The sequence below is a fragment of the Phocaeicola sp. RTP21359st1_B8_RTP21360_211022 genome, assembly GCF_040911965.1.
Classification (GTDB): domain Bacteria; phylum Bacteroidota; class Bacteroidia; order Bacteroidales; family Bacteroidaceae; genus Phocaeicola; species Phocaeicola vulgatus.
The window spans coordinates 31,193-48,125 of the sequence record NZ_JBDFXP010000034.1; the positions used below are offsets into that span (position 1 = coordinate 31,193).

At 40.9% G+C, this 16,933-nt stretch carries 11 protein-coding genes and 1 pseudogene; 6 read left to right on the top strand and 6 right to left on the bottom strand.

Features of this window, described 5'->3' with window-relative positions; all coding sequences use genetic code 11:
• Nucleotides 1-13 precede the first annotated feature (13 nt).
• On the top strand, nucleotides 14-1,156 hold the full coding sequence (locus AB5062_RS16280; RefSeq protein ID WP_146264918.1) for a DUF4925 domain-containing protein: 1,143 nt from the start codon (nucleotides 14-16) through the stop codon (nucleotides 1,154-1,156).
• Nucleotides 1,157-1,402: 246 nt separating this feature from the next.
• On the opposite strand, the pseudogene AB5062_RS16285 reads toward AB5062_RS16280, so the two are convergent.
• The 6 genes and pseudogenes from AB5062_RS16285 to AB5062_RS16310 all read right to left on the bottom strand — a co-directional run bounded on the left by AB5062_RS16285 (nucleotide 1,403) and on the right by AB5062_RS16310 (nucleotide 9,117).
• Nucleotides 1,403-2,707, bottom strand: a pseudogene (locus AB5062_RS16285) (transposase).
• 139 nt (nucleotides 2,708-2,846) lie between these two features.
• Nucleotides 2,847-3,629 carry a porin family protein gene (locus AB5062_RS16290; RefSeq protein ID WP_005853083.1) on the bottom strand — a complete coding sequence of 261 codons (783 nt, stop codon included), beginning with the start codon at nucleotides 3,627-3,629 and terminating at the stop codon, nucleotides 2,847-2,849.
• An 8-nt stretch (nucleotides 3,630-3,637) separates the two neighbouring features.
• Complete coding sequence (locus tag AB5062_RS16295; RefSeq protein ID WP_005853085.1) at nucleotides 3,638-4,729, bottom strand: PCMD domain-containing protein; 1,092 nt, start codon at nucleotides 4,727-4,729, stop codon at nucleotides 3,638-3,640.
• A gap of 301 nt (nucleotides 4,730-5,030) precedes the next feature.
• Nucleotides 5,031-6,365, bottom strand: coding sequence for an NADP-specific glutamate dehydrogenase (locus AB5062_RS16300; RefSeq protein ID WP_005845574.1), 1,335 nt, complete (start codon nucleotides 6,363-6,365; stop codon nucleotides 5,031-5,033).
• 155 nt (nucleotides 6,366-6,520) lie between these two features.
• Complete coding sequence (locus tag AB5062_RS16305; protein ID WP_005845572.1) at nucleotides 6,521-6,703, bottom strand: hypothetical protein; 183 nt, start codon at nucleotides 6,701-6,703, stop codon at nucleotides 6,521-6,523.
• 128 nt (nucleotides 6,704-6,831) lie between these two features.
• Nucleotides 6,832-9,117 carry an NADP-dependent malic enzyme gene (locus tag AB5062_RS16310; protein ID WP_005845569.1) on the bottom strand — a complete coding sequence of 762 codons (2,286 nt, stop codon included), beginning with the start codon at nucleotides 9,115-9,117 and terminating at the stop codon, nucleotides 6,832-6,834.
• Between the two features lie 451 nt (nucleotides 9,118-9,568).
• Here AB5062_RS16310 and AB5062_RS16315 point away from each other — a divergent pair, with 451 nt between their 5' ends.
• Genes AB5062_RS16315 through AB5062_RS16335 form a run of 5 tightly spaced genes read left to right on the top strand, consistent with a single transcriptional unit; the run spans nucleotide 9,569 to nucleotide 16,923 of the window.
• Complete coding sequence (locus tag AB5062_RS16315) at nucleotides 9,569-10,780, top strand: efflux RND transporter periplasmic adaptor subunit (RefSeq protein WP_005853090.1); 1,212 nt, start codon at nucleotides 9,569-9,571, stop codon at nucleotides 10,778-10,780.
• A 53-nt stretch (nucleotides 10,781-10,833) separates the two neighbouring features.
• Nucleotides 10,834-14,052: an efflux RND transporter permease subunit gene (locus AB5062_RS16320; RefSeq protein WP_005853091.1), complete on the top strand. Its 3,219-nt coding sequence runs from the start codon at nucleotides 10,834-10,836 to the stop codon at nucleotides 14,050-14,052.
• Between the two features lie 11 nt (nucleotides 14,053-14,063).
• Nucleotides 14,064-15,449, top strand: coding sequence for an efflux transporter outer membrane subunit (locus tag AB5062_RS16325; protein ID WP_008667826.1), 1,386 nt, complete (start codon nucleotides 14,064-14,066; stop codon nucleotides 15,447-15,449).
• Nucleotides 15,450-15,472: 23 nt separating this feature from the next.
• Entirely contained in the window at nucleotides 15,473-16,240 is a 768-nt protein-coding gene (lpxA, locus tag AB5062_RS16330; protein ID WP_005853095.1) for an acyl-ACP--UDP-N-acetylglucosamine O-acyltransferase, read from the top strand.
• Between the two features lie 29 nt (nucleotides 16,241-16,269).
• On the top strand, nucleotides 16,270-16,923 hold the full coding sequence (locus AB5062_RS16335; protein WP_008782083.1) for a TetR/AcrR family transcriptional regulator: 654 nt from the start codon (nucleotides 16,270-16,272) through the stop codon (nucleotides 16,921-16,923).
• The last annotated feature ends 10 nt before the right edge of the window (nucleotides 16,924-16,933 follow it).

A 16,933-nucleotide genomic window follows, 5' to 3' on the forward strand; every position in this document is an offset into this window, starting at 1 on the left:
AATTAACTAAACAATGAAAAAGAATCTTTTTTATTATTTGTTCGCAGTGATTTGTTCTGTGGCATTATTCACATCGTGTAGTGACGATGATGATAAAATTGTTAGCCCTGTTGGTGAAACGACATTTACTGATGCCAATGGATTGCAATTGACTTATAGTGGGGCTACAATGTTAGGTAAAAAAGTAACCTTTTCCCCAAACGCGGCGGATGCTACTAAAGCAACTTTGACTTTGGCAGGCGAATTGGATTTGTCATCTATGATCAACCGTTCAACTGGAGCTTCACCTCAGGCTCCTGGTGTAATTCCAGGTGAAATTACTACTGTATTAAATGTTGAAAATATAGTAATTGATGGAGATAAAGTGAAGTTTAAAGGTACTGATGAAAAAAATGGTCGTACAATTAATTATGATGGTGAAGCAACATCCAGTTTCTTGAAGTTGAATTTAACAGTTTCATTGCCTGCAAATGCATTGGCCGGAACTGCTTTTACTACGATTGAAGATGGAGGTTTGGGATCTCTTTACTATAAATGGGATGCAGCTGAATTTCCTTATTTTGGTGGAACTTGGGATATAAATTCAGCAATTGGTTTGATTATATCATTTACTCAAATTGATGGAAAAACTATTCCCGCAATGCTAGCAGGAATTTTACATAAAATTACTTTTCTTCCAGATGGAAATATTCAGGCTGAATATAAAGATGAGTTGACAGATGCAGAATGGAAAACTTCAGATCTGAACATTGCAACGTATACTGTGGACGGTGATAAGATTTATTTATACTTGAATCCCTCTCAGATAGCTGCAAGTGTAAATCGTTCCATCGGGGTTGATGATATTTTAGGTAATTTAATTCCGGCTGTATTACCTATGTTAAGCAATGGTATTCCTTTGTCTTATTCGGTAGATTCAGATGGCAATGTAACAGCTTATTTGGATACAGCTACATTATTACCTATATTAAAGTTAGTGGCTCCTATGTTTGAAGACGAGGAATTTGTTAATAGCTTGATTCAAATGTTAACAGAGCAAGCTGGTGATATGGGATATTTAGTAGGTATGTTGAAACCTGTTTTAGTTGCAATGCCTCAAATCATTGAAACGACTGAAGTTGTTCAATTTGGTCTTAAATTAGCACCTGTGAAATAAAGAAGTTGAAAAATGACAAAAGCGAAAATCTCAGTATGAAGAATTTTCGCTTTTTTAAATTTTATAGGGATATTCAGTAAATGTCCCTATAAAATAAGATGGCATATGAAGATGATAGGGTATGCCCACTTCATATGCCATTCTTATTGCTATTTTTCTGTGCTTTCTCACATAATTCTATCCGACAGGATATGACGTTCCGGAAGAAGTCTGATGACCTCTTCTGATTCTGTGAGTAAAATCATATCATGCAGCTTTAGCTGTTTTGTTCCTGATTTTTTCTATCATCAGTACGGCATTTGCCGTATGTATTCCAAAGAAAATCCACAGTATTTCCGTCTTCCTGTTTCTGGCTTTTATCCTGGAGAGCGAGTAATGTTGTTTCTGAGTACCTTTCTCAATAACTCATCCTTTGCCGCCCTTCCCTTACGCACAAAGGAAGTAGATATCCCATATTTCGTGCAGAACTTTCTGTTGGCATTATTGGCGTATATGGAACCTGCGGCCACACATCTTACCCTCACATTCATGAGTTTCTGCTGCATACGGATACAGTCCTTAAGCCGTATACCCTCATTGAAAGTCTTGAAGGAGATGTGTTCGATAAACGATATGCCGTCTATCTGTATGTTGCCAGCCTTTGCTTCGAATTCAACAGATTTGGTTTCTTTGCCTCTTACAATGGGGCGTATATAATGACGGTCAATGCTGAAGATACAGTCACTAACCTTCTTTCCTTCAAACATTTCCTTTTTCTGTACAAGAACCTTTCTGATGATGGAAAGACGCTTTTGGTAATCCTGTGTATACTGGAGTGAGATTCCGTACTCCTTATGGATTTCATCCCACTGTATGAGGAGTTTTTCAAGAAGTCTGATCATACGGCGCTTGAGCATCCTTGTCCTTGAAGCCTTCCTTTTTCTTTTCTTGCAGTAGGACAGATAGGACGCTGACACATTCTTGTATTTGTTACGGGGACGTCTTATGCCAAGCTCCCCGCAATGTTTGCAGATATATTTGTAGGCCATTCGAGGCTTTCCCAAAGGGAGTTCATGTCTGTAGGAAAACGCGCATGTGGCTCTCGTAGTATGTGACATCAGTTATACAGACGTGAAGGTTTTCAAGATGAGGTTTCCAGTGTGAAGCCAGGACCTCCTGAAGGGAATCAATCTCAAGACGGGATGCTATCTCATTACGGATGGCACTGACTATCTTGAAGTTGGTTATGGGAAAAGACGGGTCTATCATGATTCCGCAGAACATCTGGTAGTGTATGTTACCGTTGAGATATTCCACTAGCTGTCTGTCGGAGAATCCGGTGTAGGCCTTCAGGACCATAAGAACTATCTTTGTACAAGGAATGAAAATGTTCCTGCGGCCCAGACGCTGTTCCGACAGACCTGCGGCTTTTGCCATACACTCAAACAGGAACACCGAATGAAGCCTGCTAAGCTCACTCTCATGAAAACTCTTACGATATTTCTCCAGAATATCAAATTTTGTAAAGCCCAAAGTAGGGTGAATTTCTGAAATATTTTGTATCTTAGCCATATCTTTCTTGGGGAATTTCCCCCGTTTTGACTGACGAAACGAAACCTAAAGATACAAAAAAACCAACTAATTCGCAATACTTTATATATGAATTAGTTGGCTAATTTTATTCTATTTACTGAATGTCCCTTTATAATTTTTAGAATGCATATCCGAACCCTACATTCAAATAAACCGGATACATAGCAAATGTAATAGTATTAAAGTCTTTTTGGAAGATATCGTTTAATCCCCATGTTAGGTCTGCATAAACATTAAGGTGCTTGAATGCTCTCCATTCTCCTCCTAATTGTAATCCCCATTGAAATTTGCGTAGGTCATTAGTAAAATCATAACTAGCACTCTTTCCATTGGTGAATTCTACTTTTTCACCTGTCGGTTCGTTTTCGCGTAAGTAACCATCGTATACGCTACCGGAGAAGTCTTTATCAATCAAGTATGAAACATAAGGACCTAACATGATATTCCAACGTTTGGTTAATTTGTAAGTTGCTAATATAGGAATTGTAAGGTAAGAGTTTTTCACTTTAGTGTTGACACCTCCTGTCCAATAGCCTTTTAGGCGTTCACCGCCATCACCTATAATTTCCATTCCATAATTTTTAACGGTGGCATCAGTTTTCATTGATTTGTTTTCCAGTCGTATTCCTACTGTTACTCCCCAATTCTTATTGGTGTCAAACCACTTCCGTGCATATCCTTCTAAGGCGATAGCAATGGTAGGATTGTAGCTGTCAATGGAACGAATTTCTTCCGGGAATGGTATTGGAAGAGTTCCTCCAATGCTTACTCCAGCTTTTACACTGTATTCCAATCCATGTAGTGAAGACCAAACGATTCCATGATTGCGATCTTCTTGAGCATGTATGGATATGGCAGAAAGACAAACTAAAAGTGCTGTCAGAATAATATTTTTTTTCATAAGTGTTGTTATTCGTTTGATTTATAAATCAATTCTACTTCATCTATGTAAAGAGTGCTACCAATAGCTCCATTGAAATTTCCTCCGTCTTTGCTTGAAGAAAAAACAATAGCAACATTGTATCCGCCTTTCTTTAATTTTTCTTGATCGATGGTCTTGCCTGGCTGCATGATAAATGGAATGTAAAATGATGTCCATTGTTCTGTTTCTTTAGGGTTGTTGATACGGGCTATAGAAACTAAATTAGGGCTGGTGAAATTATTTGTTCCATCTAGCATTTTAGTATCTTTGTCTGTTTCGTAGAAAATGGCATAGATATCACATTCGTCTTTCTTTCCAGAAACATTCACTCCATTTTCAGAAAATATTTCTCCTGCTTTATATTTATAGTATCCAGTTATATATAATGGCTCATATTCAAAAGGCATACCAAATTGTGTCGCTTTTAGAGCATTACTGACTGCTGTAAGTGCATTGAAAGTACCCATGAATAAGTTTCCAGCTGCTATAGGCATTTTTAAATCAGCCCCAAATTTACCTGTAGATAATGTTGTTAATTTGACGCATTTTCCTTTCAAACCATTATTGTCTGATACTGTAGGAAAATCTTTAGGTGCACTAGGTACGCCTGTAAGAGAGTAACCAGGATTTCCGCTGGCCCAAGTCATTGTTTCTTTTCCGTTCTTATCTACTTCATATAAAACATCGTATTTTCCACTTTGTCGCACATTTTCGAAATGATATTGGGTGCTTAATCCGGCAATGATATAAGTAACCTCATATTTCTTTTTCCATTTTCCATCTTCAGAAGTGACGGTATAATACTGTGGAGCGGTAAAGTCACGCATTGTACCACTTGCCGGTTCAATAGTCGCTCCTTCAGTTAAAGTGAATTGTGGTGCTTGTTGGGTTAAATCTGTTTCAGCTTTAACCATTAAACTTATGCGGTCATTTTCAATAATAGGATCTCGTCTTAATATGTCCTCAGGCACAATGCATGACAGGATATCTGCTTCAGCATTAGGTGCCTCATCTTTGATACATGATGTGCAGAAAAGTAATCCTGTTATTGTACAAGTCAGTAAGTCTTTTAGTTTCATGAATTGATGGTTTTATTAGTTTCTTGAAATTAGAATAAAGATATTCGCAACAAAGTTACTGTTTTTTTGTGAAAAGTCTCTTATCATTTTGCTAAAATGAAATATTCTCTTTTCCGTATTTTGTAACTTCATTAAAAAAATATAGGATTAAAGTACAAGATTATTGAGAATCAACACCATCAAATTTTATTTTAAATAAATGTTTGGCGTTTTTTTATATCTGCCAAATAAAAGGGGGAGTACAGAAAAATTATTTTCCGTACTCCCTTAATATGATATAATAATAAAGGAATGGTTTTTATTAAACAATACCTTGAGCCATCATAGCTTTGGCTACCTTCATGAATCCTGCTACATTAGCACCTTTCACATAGTTTACATAACCATCGGCTTCAGTACCGTATTGTACACAAGCCTCATGAATATTTTTCATGATACTTTTCAATTTTTCGTCTACTTCTTCTTGACTCCAGCCCAGTTTGATAGAATTTTGAGTCATTTCCAATCCAGATACAGATACGCCGCCTGCATTGGCTGCTTTGCCCGGGGCATACAGGATTTTGGCTTCTTGGAATACGCGGATAGCTTCAGGGGTAGAAGGCATGTTTGCACCTTCGCTGACAGCTATGACACCATTGGCAACCAATTGTTTGGCTTCATCACCGTTCAATTCGTTCTGAGTGGCAGAGGGTAATGCGATATCACCTTTCTCACCCCAAGGACGAGCGCCTGCTACATATTTGCAGCCATATTTTTCTGCATATTCACGGATACGTCCACGGTATAAATTTTTCAGTTCCATGATGAAATCCAATTTTTCGCGGTCTATTCCATCCGGATCATAGATGTAACCATCTGAATCGGACATGGTAACTACTTTACCACCCAGCTCGATTACTTTTTCTACCGTGTATTGAGCTACGTTACCTGAACCTGAAACCAAACAAGTTTTTCCCTTCAGGTCTGTGCCTTTGGTTTTCAGCATTTCCATCAAGAAATAGATGTTACCATATCCGGTTGCTTCAGGGCGAATCAGAGAACCACCGAATTCGCGGCCCTTACCGGTCAGTACACCGGAGAATTCATGAGAGAGTTTTTTGTACATGCCGAACATGAAACCTACTTCACGACCACCTACACCGATATCACCTGCAGGTACGTCAGTCTCAGGACCGATATGGCGCCATAATTCCAACATGAATGCCTGGCAGAAACGCATTACTTCGGCGTTTGATTTGCCACGCGGAGAGAAGTCGGAACCTCCTTTGCCACCACCCATCGGAAGAGTAGTTAGTGAATTTTTGAATGTCTGCTCGAAGGCAAGGAATTTCAAAATTCCCAAGTTTACAGAAGAGTGAAAACGGATACCACCTTTGTAAGGACCAATGGCATTATTATGTTGTACGCGGTAACCCATATTTGTCTGGATGTTACCTTTGTCATCCATCCACGTTACACGGAATTGATACACACGATCAGGAATACACAAACGTTCAATCAGGTTCACCTTGTCAAATTCGGGATGTTTGTTGTATTCTTCTTCGATTGTACTTAACACTTCCTCTACCGCTTGATGATATTCAGGCTCATTGGGGAATCTTCTTTTCAAATCTTCTAATACCTTAGCTGCATTCATAATCTACTTCTTTTTATAATTGTTAATTAATTCTTCTTGTTTCTTTTGATGGTGCAAAAATATAGATAAGAATTGAAATATGCAACAAATTATAAAGAAAATGCGTGTAAAAATATCAATATGTACAAAATGTAAGCTAAAAAGCGGATAAAAGATTATTTTCCTCTTTCCTTGAGATATTTTAATAGTGGAATAAAGACTAAAGCTCCCGAAATGATAATGGATAGTATTAAAGGCCCGTCAATATGTTCGCTCCCTGTTAGAATAATATAGCAAATGGCAATCCATAAAAGGGCTAAGGTTACGATTTGTGGGAGGGAAAGCGGTTTTCTTCTCATAGTATTGTTTTAATGAATTGAATATATTTCACCACAAATAGCCTTGATTTACACAGATAGAATTTGCTGGTACTAACAAGCATGATTAATAATCTGTGTAAATCTATGCAATCTGTGGTGAAAGTTATTTATTTTTCTTTCTTTTTCTTGTCAACGATGGCATCAATAACCGCAACCGCAGTGATGTTTACAATATCGCGTACAGAAGCTTCACAATCAGTGAAATGAATAGGTTTGTTCAATCCCATTTGTATCGGGCCGATTACCTCGGTTTCACTCATAGACTGAATGAGCTGGTAAGTAGCATTGGCAGAACTTAGGTTCGGGAATACTAACGTGTTTACTTCTTTACCTTTCAAACGTGTGAAGGGATATTTCTCATCACGTAATTTAGTGTTCAGTGCAAAATTGACTTGCATTTCACCATCTATAGCCAGTTCCGGATATTCTTTCTGCATATAGTCCACCGCATCATGTACTTTAGCCGGGCTTCCTTCTGTATCTGAACCGAAGTTGGAGTAAGACAGCATGGCCATTGTCGGAGTGTGATTAAAGAACTCTACCGTTTTCTTCGACAATTTAGCGATGTCAATCAGTGTGTCGGTGTCCGGGTGACGGTTAATCAGGGTATCGGCTACAAAATAAGTACCTTTCTTTGAATTCAAGATATGCATTGTACCGAAATGTTTGTATTCCGGTTGGATACCGATAACTTCTTTCGCTACCTTGATTGTGTTGGAATATTTGGTATATAGACCGGTGATGAATGCATCGGCCTCTCCGGTTTCAACCATCATCATACCAAAATAGTTGCGCTCGAACATTTTGTCGTTGGATTCCTGAAGGTTGGCTCCTTGGCGTGCGCGTTTTTCCGAAAGGATGCGGGCATAACGCTCACGACGTTCAGCTTCACGGTCATGACGGAGGTTGATGATTTCAATTCCTTCCAAGCTCAGATCCAGTTCTTTTGCCAGTTTTTCAATGCGTTCGTCATTACCTAATAGGATAGGATGACAGATACCTTCGGCTTTGGCTTCTACGGCAGCTTTTAACATGGTAGGATGGATACCTTCGGCAAATACCACCCGCTGTGGGTCGCGACGGGCTGTTTCGTAAAGTTGACGGGTCAATTTGCTTTCTTGTCCCATCAATTCGCGCAGCCGGGTCTTGTAGGCTTCCCAGTCGGTGATGTTTTTGCGTGCCACTCCTGATTCCATTGCTGCTTTTGCCACAGCCATGGAAACTTCGGTAATCAAACGAGGGTCAACCGGTTTCGGAATGAAATAATCAGGACCGAAAGTAAAATTATTCACATGATAGGCTTCGTTCACTACGTCGGGAACAGGTTGTTTTGCCAAATCGGCGATAGCATGCACGGCAGCCAGCTTCATTTCTTCATTGATAGCTTTGGCCTGAGTATCCAGAGCTCCGCGGAAAATATAAGGGAAACCGATTACATTATTGATCTGGTTAGGATAGTCTGAACGTCCGGTAGACATCAGTACATCGGGGCGGGATGCCATGGCGTCTTCGTAAGAGATTTCCGGAGTCGGATTGGCTAATGCGAATACGATAGGATGATCTGCCATACTGCGGACCATATCCTGAGTCAGCACATTACCTTTTGATAGTCCTAAAAATACGTCTGCACCTTTAATGGCTTCTTCCAGTGTATGTACATCGCGACGGTCAGTAGCAAAAAATTTCTTACTTTCTGTCAAGTTAGGACGGTCACTGGTTATCACGCCTTTGCTGTCTAGCATTAAAATGTTTTCTTTCCGTGCTCCTAATGCTACATACAGTTTTGTACAGGAAGTGGCGGAGGCTCCGGCACCGTTTACTACGATTCTTACATTTTCAATTTTCTTTCCGGCAACTTCCAATGCATTTAATAAACCGGCGGATGAAATGATGGCTGTACCGTGTTGGTCGTCATGCATTACTGGGATATCCAGTTCTTCTTTCAGCCGGTTTTCTATCTCGAAACATTCGGGAGCCTTGATGTCTTCCAGGTTGATACCTCCGAAAGTGGGAGCGATGGCTTTTACTGCCTGAATAAATTTTTCGGGGTCTTTCTCATTCACTTCAATGTCAAAAACATCAATACCTGCATAGATTTTGAAAAGTAATCCTTTACCTTCCATGACAGGTTTTCCGCTCAATGCACCTATGTCGCCTAGTCCTAGAACGGCTGTACCATTGGAAATAACGGCTACTAAGTTGCCTTTCGCAGTATAGTCGTATGCAGTTTGCGGGTCTTTCTCTATTTCCAGACAAGGCTCAGCTACTCCGGGAGAGTAAGCCAGTGACAGGTCTGTTTGTGTGCTGTACGGTTTTGTCGGTACAACTTCAATTTTTCCGGGCTTGCCTTGCGAGTGGTATAGCAAAGCAGCTTCTTTGGTAATCTTGACCATAATCTTTTTCCTTATAATTAGATATCGTTTTAAATTGGTGGCAAAAATATAAATAAAATTATAATTTGAAGCCTAAATACTGTAAAATGATGTCGAATTGATGATTTTTTAAGTGTTGATTTTGACCAATGTGAAAATCAGATTTCATTCTTTCGTATTTTGCTGGACAAAGATAGCGAAAAAATAGTTTCATTCATGTCCGTATCATGTATGAGTTGTAATATGGTTTGCTTGTTTAGATCTGGAAACAGATTGAATATATATGGAATATATTTTACATAATTAATATCCTTCTATATGCGCACGTTATTTATAGTTAAAGCTAATGGGCTAAGCGAACAAATGCCGGAAAAATGACTAATTTTGCGGCAGTAAAAACTAATTGGGTTTAAAAAGTTTTCTATAAACATCTGTTAATTCGACAAATAAGTAAAGTTCAATAATATTAGTTATGAAAATGACAGTAAATAGTATGAAATGTATTTCATGGAGCCGCCTCGCGATATTTACGGCGGCAATGACCGTTTTAAGCAGTTGTGGAGGCGGTCAGAGCGGTATGAAGTTGGGTGATGACGAATTTACCGTCGTGGCTGTACAGTCTACAGCCAGCCAGCAGTCTACTTCTTATCCCGCAACTATCAAAGGTGTTCAGGATATCGAGGTGCGTCCTCAGGTTTCCGGCTTTATCGTAAAGCTTTGTGTGGACGAAGGTGCAACGGTAAAGAAAGGCCAGGCGCTCTTTCAGATCGATCCTACACAGTATGCGGCTGCCGAACGTCAGGCAAAAGCTGCTGTAGAGATGGCAAAATCGAATGTCAATACGCTATCTTTGAACGAACAACAGAAGAAAAATTTGTATGATAAGAAAATTATCAGCGATTTTGAGTATCAAAGCGCAGTAGACCAATTGCTTTCTGCAAAAGCCAGTTTGGCACAGGCTGAGGCTCAGTTGACCAGCGCTCGTCAGAATTTGGGCTTCTGCACAGTGACCAGCCCTTCAGATGGAGTGGTGGGTACATTCCCGTATCGTATTGGTAGTTTGGTGAGCCCTTCGGTAACACAACCGTTGACTACCGTGAGTGAAATCGGTGAAATGTATGTGTATTTCTCTATGACTGAAAAGCAGTTGTTGGGTTTGACAAGAGCCGGTGGCACACTGAAAGAACAACTGGAGAAGATGCCGGCTGTAAAATTGGAATTGGCTGACGGTACAATGTATACTGAAGAAGGTAAGATTGACGCTGTAAGTGGTGTTATTGACCAGACTACCGGTTCGGTAAGTATGCGTGCCGTTTTCCCGAACAAACAGCTTGTATTGCGTAGTGGTGGTATGGCTAATGTAATTTTCCCTTATACTATGGAGGATATTATTTTGATTCCTCAGTCGGCTACACAGGAAATTCAGGATAAAAAGTTTGTTTATGTGCTTCAGTCGGATAATACATTGAAGCATACTGAGATCAAAGTGTCGAATTTGAGTGACGGTAAGAATTATATTGTTACCAGTGGTTTGAAGCCCGGCGATAAAATTGTAGTTGAAGGTGTACAGACGTTGAAGGACGGACAGACAATTACTCCGATTACTCCGGAACAGAAAGAGGCGAAATATCAACAACACCTGAAAGACCAGAAGGAAGGGAATATTGCCACGGCCTTTAAATAATCAGTATAAAATAAACAGATTAACTTCGTTTATATAAATAAGGTATATAGAGAATGAAACTAGATAGATTTATTAACCGTCCGGTGCTATCAACGGTAATCTCCGTCTTGATAGTTATTCTGGGTATCATCGGACTTGCTACATTGCCGGTTACGCAATATCCGGATATTGCACCTCCTACGGTGCAGGTACGTGCCACCTATACCGGTGCGAACTCCACAGCTGTATTGAATTCGGTCATCGCGCCGTTGGAAGACCAGATAAACGGTGTGGAGAACATGATGTATATCCAGTCATCAGCATCCAATAACGGTGCTGCCGATATTAACGTTTACTTTAATCAGGGAACAGATCCGGATATGGCGGCTGTTAATGTGCAGAACCGTGTTTCTATGGCACAAGGATTGCTGCCTGCTGAAGTAACCAAGGTGGGTGTGACTACTCAGAAACGCCAGAACTCCATGTTGATGGTCTTTTCATTGTATGATGAAACCGACTCGTATAATATTGAGTTCATTGAAAACTATGCTAATATTAACTTGATTCCTGAAATCAAGCGTGTAAAGGGGGTAGGTGATGCTAATGTGTTGGGACAGGATTATTCTATGCGTATCTGGTTGAAACCGGATGTGATGGCGCAGTACAAACTGGTTCCTACTGATGTTTCGGCAGCATTGGCCGAACAGAATATTGAGGCGGCTCCGGGACAGTTCGGTGAACGTGGTAATCAGACTTTCCAATACACGATCCGTTATAAAGGACGTTTGCAGCAAACGACTGAATTTGAAGATATTGTTATCAAGGCCTTGCCGGATGGTAATGTACTTCGTTTGGGAGATGTGGCCGATATAGAATTAGGTCGTCTGGCTTATACATTCAATAATATGGTAAATGGTCACAAGGCTGTATCTTGTATCGTCTATCAGATGGCAGGTTCTAATGCTACCGAAACTATTTCCGATTTGGAGAAAGTGCTTGCAAAGGCACAGGAATCACTGCCGACAGGTTTGAATATCAATATCGCCCAAAATGCCAATGACTTCTTGTTCGCTTCTATCCATGAAGTAATCAAGACGTTGATAGAGGCATTTATCTTGGTGTTTATTGTGGTATATATCTTCTTGCAGGATATGCGTTCAACGCTGATTCCGGCTATTGCCATTCCGGTGGCGTTGGTGGCTACTTTCTTTGTACTGAAACTGATTGGCTTCAGTGTGAACCTGCTGACTCTTTCGGCGATGGTGCTTGCCATTGCGATTGTGGTCGATGATGCCATTGTCGTCGTCGAGGGGGTTCATGCCAAGTTGGATCAGGGATACAAGTCTTCCCGTGAGGCTTCTATTGATGCCATGAGTGAACTGGGTGGAGCTATCGTTTCTATTACGTTAGTCATGATGTCTGTGTTTATTCCGGTAAGTTTCATGGGAGGTACTGCCGGTACATTCTACCGTCAGTTTGGTATCACCATGGCGATCTCTATCGGTTTTTCAGCTTTGAATGCATTGACTTTGTCACCGGCACTGTGCGCAATTTTCTTGAAACCGCATGATGAGGGACATGGAGCAAAGAAGATGACCCGTGTAGAACGTTTCCATACAGCCTTTAATGCGGCTTATGATTCTATATTGAAGAAGTACAAGAAGCATGTAGTATTCTTTATCCATAAGAAATGGTTGTCATTCGGGCTGGTTGCCGCTTCTATCATTTTGTTGGTATTCTTTATGAAGGTTACTCCGACGGGTATGGTGCCCAATGAAGATACCGGTACCATTATGGGTGCGGTGACACTGCCTCCCGGTACTTCACAGGAACGTGCAATGGAAATCTTAAACCGTGTAGACAGCTTGGTGGCTGCCGAACCGGCTGTAGATTCCCGTACGGTGATTTCCGGTTTCGGCTTTATTGGTGGTCAGGGACCTTCTTACGGTTCTATCATTATTAAGCTGAAAGATTGGGAAGAACGCTCCATGATGCAGAATTCGGATATTGTGGTAGGTACGTTGTTTATGCGTGCGCAGAAGATCATCAAGGATGCGCAGGTATTGTTCTTTGCTCCTCCTATGATTCCGGGTTATTCGGCATCCAGTGATATCGAGTTGAATATGCAGGATAAGACCGGTGGAGACTTGAATCATTTTTATGATGTAGTTTTGGACTATATGGATGCGTTGAAGGCACGCCCTGAAATTAATTCGGCCCAGACTACCTTCAATCCGAGTTTCCCCCAATATATGTTGGATATTGATGCTGCTGCTTGTAAGAAGGCAGGAATCAGTCCTAGTGATATTCTGACTACCATGCAGGGATATTTCGGTGGTTTGTATGCTTCTAACTTCAACCGTTTCGGTAAGATGTATCGTGTTATGATTCAGGCGGAACCCGAAGCGACCAAGAATCTGGAATCCTTGAATAGTATCAAGATACGTAATGGGAATGAGATGGCTCCTATTTCCCAGTTCGTTTCTGTCAAGAAAGTATATGGACCGGATGTTATCGGCCGTTTCAACCTTTATACGTCTATCAAAGTGATGGTGGCTCCTGCCAGTGGCTATACTTCCGGACAGGCTTTGCAGGCTATTGCGGAAGTTGCTAAAGAGAATTTGCCTACCGGTTACGGTTATGAGTTGGGAGGTATGGCTCGTGAAGAGGCATCTACCAGTGGCAGTTCCACAGGTATCATCTTCATTCTGTGTTTTGTATTCGTTTATTTGTTGCTGAGTGCACAGTATGAAAGTTACATTCTGCCGTTGTCCGTATTGCTTTCAGTACCGTTCGGTCTGTTGGGTAGCTTCCTGTTTGTAAACGGATTTGCAGCATTGGGAAATATTCCGGCTTTGAAGATGATTTTAGGAACCATGTCAAATGATATTTATATGCAGATTGCATTGATCATGTTGATGGGATTGTTGGCGAAGAATGCCATTCTGATTGTAGAGTTTGCTTTGGATCGCCGTAAGCAGGGAATGAGTATTTCCTGGGCTGCGGTTTTGGGTGCGGCAGCCCGTTTGCGACCGATCTTAATGACCTCATTGGCCATGATTGTAGGTTTGATTCCGTTGATGTTGGCTATGGGAGTTGGTGCTCATGGTAACCGTACTTTGGGAGCTTCGGCTATTGGTGGTATGTTGATTGGTATGATCTTCCAGATCTTTATCGTACCCGTATTGTTTGTGGTATTCCAATGGTTACAAGAGAAATTCAAACCGATTGAATGGGAAAGTGTGGACAATACAGAGGTTGAACCCGAAATTGAACAATACACCCGTAAATGAACAGAAGAACAATGAAAAAGATAATAGGATTATGTTGCGCGACGTTTTTATTAAGCGGTTGCCACATCTATAAATCATACGATCGTCCCGAGTCGATAGATGCCACTGGCATCTATCGTGACCCGGTTGCCGCCAACGATACATTGGCTGCTAACGATACAACCAATATGGGTAACTTGTCATGGAAGGAAATTTTCCGTGATCCGAAATTGCAGATGCTGATTGAAGAGGGATTGGCAAACAATGTAGATATGCAGGCTGCTATCCTGCGTGTAAAGGAGGCCAAGGCGTTATTGACATCAGCTCGTTTGTCTTATCTCCCTTCTTTGGCCCTTGCTCCACAAGGTTCGTTGACTAGTGTGGACAAAAGTACTCCTGTTAAGAACTATACTTTACCTGCTTCTGCAAGCTGGGAAGTTGATTTGTTCGGCAAATTGCTGAATGCCCATCGTGGCCAGAAAGCTTCTTATTTGCAAAGTAAGGCCTATCAGCAGGCAGTGCGTTCACAGTTGATTGGTGGTATAGCCAATGCTTATTATTCTTTATTGATGCTAGACCGTCAAGTCAGTGTGACCGAACAGAATGTGGCGTTAATGAAAGAAACAGTGCGCACTATGGAAGCTATGAAGGAAGCCGGTATGACTACCGAAGCTGCTGTGGCACAGAGTAAAGGGGCTTATCACCAGACGGAGGCTTCATTGGCTGACTTGAAACGCCAGGTGCGTGAAACTGAGAATTCTATCTCCGTATTGTTGGCAAAGGCTCCTCAGAACATAGACCGTGGAACATTGGAGGAACAAGTGATGCCGGCTGATTTGGCGGTGGGAGTTCCTTTACAGTTGCTTGAGAACCGGCCCGATGTAAAAGCGGCAGAATTGGCATTAGCCGACGCTTATTATACTACCAATCAGGCGCGTTCCGCTTTTTATCCCAGTGTTAATATTACAGGTACTCTGGGATGGACTAATGGTTCCAATGGTACAGTGATTTCTAATCCTGCCGTTATGCTTTGGAATGCTATCGGCTCATTGACGCAACCCATTTTCCAGCGTGGAAAATTGATTGCCAACTTGAAAGTATCGAAAGCGGAAGAACAGATTGCCAAGATGAATTATCAGCAGACTATTTTGGAAGCTGGTAAGGAAGTAAGTGATGCTTTGTTCCTGTATGATACGGCAGACAAAAAGTTGAGCGAGCACCAGGCACAGGTTTCTGAAATGCAAAAAGCGGTGGAGATGAACAATGATTTGTTTCAGGCGGGAAAGGCCACTTATCTGGAAATCATTACTGCACAACAGTCATTGCTGAGTGCCCAGTTGAACGAAGTATCCGATACTTTCCAGCGTATGCAGGCTGTTATCAATCTGTACAGCGCATTGGGCGGTGGACGTGAATAATTAACCTTAAAAATAATATGAATATGATTAGTCCGTTAGCTTATGTAGACCCGTCTGCAAAAATCGGGAAAAACGTAACTATTCACCCGTTTGCCTACATTGATAAGAATGTGGAGATAGGTGATGATAATGTAATTATGCCCAACGCCAGCATTATGAGCGGCGCACGCATCGGTAACGGAAATACCATTTATAACGGAGCTGTAATTGCTGCTACTCCGCAAGATTTTAAATATACGGGTGATGATACCATCGCCCGTATAGGTAATAATAATACCATCCGTGAGAATGCGGTTATTATTCGTGCCACTTTCGCCGGAGATGAAACTGTGGTAGGAAGCGGTAACTTTATTATGCAGGGAGCACGTATCTCACATGATGTGACCATCGGTAATAACTGTATTATTGGTAACGGTTCGCAGGTGTCAGGTTGTTGTGTAGTCGAGGATTATGCTATTCTTACTTCCAATGTACTGATGCAGGGAAAGACTCGTTTGGGGACTTATGCCGCCGTACAGGGCGGGTGTCGTTTTACCAAGGATATTCCTCCTTATTGTGTGGCAGCCCATGAGCCTACGGCTTTTTACAGCATCAATACCACCGTGTTGCAACATGAAGGTTTTTCGGAAACGGTTATTAAACATATAGCGCATGCTTTCCGTATATTGTATAAAGTGAATACATCTACAGAGGATGCATTGCGTCGTATTGAAGAACAGGTTCCGTCTAGTCCTGAAATTGTACATCTGATAGAGTTTGTCAGAAGTTCTAAGTTGGGTATTATAAAATAAATGTATCTTTGTCTCCCTTTATGTTAAGAATGAATAGCGTCAGGAAAAAAAGAATGGATAAAACGGTAGTGAAGGAACACATTGTTTTGGCAGCAGCGAAATCATTTGCCCAGAAAGGTGTCAAAACAGTGAGAATGGATGATATTGCTGCCGGATTATCTATATCTAAACGTACGCTTTATGAATTGTTTCATGACAAAGAGGATTTATTACTTGATGTCATGAAGTTACATCGGGAGGAGATGCAGGAATATATGACTCAAGTGGCTTCCAAAGCAGAAAATGTTTTGGAAGTCCTCTTGAAGTTTTTTCAAAGAAGTGCCCAGGATTTTCAGAATACAAACAGGAAATTCTTTGAGGATATTGAGAAATATCCCAAGGTAATGCGTTACATTGACGAAAGCCGGAAGGAGAATTTGGATTCGGCTATGGAATTTTATCGCAAAGGAGTGGAACAAGGCATTTTTAGAAATGATGTAAATTATAATATTGTACGCGCTATGGTATGTGAGCAGATGGATTTGTTGTTGCATTCGGAAATATGCAAGTCCTATTCGCTTGGTGAAATTTATGAAACAGTTGTATTTATGCATATGCGTGGCATTTCCACTGAAAAGGGGTTGAAGATTGTGGATAATTTTTTATTGAATTTAAAAGGAAACGAACATAATAAGTATGGTTAGAAATTAAATA

Bases quoted from the DNA above. Each gene is read 5' to 3' on its own strand.
- lpxA (WP_005853095.1), top strand. From the start codon at position 15,473: ATGATTAGTCCGTTAGCTTATGTAGACCCGTCTGCAAAAATCGGGAAA.
- AB5062_RS16310 (WP_005845569.1), bottom strand. From the start codon at position 9,117: ATGGTCAAGATTACCAAAGAAGCTGCTTTGCTATACCACTCGCAAGGC.
- AB5062_RS16320 (WP_005853091.1), top strand. From the start codon at position 10,834: ATGAAACTAGATAGATTTATTAACCGTCCGGTGCTATCAACGGTAATC.
- AB5062_RS16325 (WP_008667826.1), top strand. From the start codon at position 14,064: ATGAAAAAGATAATAGGATTATGTTGCGCGACGTTTTTATTAAGCGGT.
- AB5062_RS16335 (WP_008782083.1), top strand. From the start codon at position 16,270: ATGAATAGCGTCAGGAAAAAAAGAATGGATAAAACGGTAGTGAAGGAA.
- AB5062_RS16290 (WP_005853083.1), bottom strand. From the start codon at position 3,629: ATGAAAAAAAATATTATTCTGACAGCACTTTTAGTTTGTCTTTCTGCC.
- AB5062_RS16295 (WP_005853085.1), bottom strand. From the start codon at position 4,729: ATGAAACTAAAAGACTTACTGACTTGTACAATAACAGGATTACTTTTC.
- AB5062_RS16300 (WP_005845574.1), bottom strand. From the start codon at position 6,365: ATGAATGCAGCTAAGGTATTAGAAGATTTGAAAAGAAGATTCCCCAAT.
- AB5062_RS16315 (WP_005853090.1), top strand. From the start codon at position 9,569: ATGAAAATGACAGTAAATAGTATGAAATGTATTTCATGGAGCCGCCTC.
- AB5062_RS16280 (WP_146264918.1), top strand. From the start codon at position 14: ATGAAAAAGAATCTTTTTTATTATTTGTTCGCAGTGATTTGTTCTGTG.
- AB5062_RS16305 (WP_005845572.1), bottom strand. From the start codon at position 6,703: ATGAGAAGAAAACCGCTTTCCCTCCCACAAATCGTAACCTTAGCCCTT.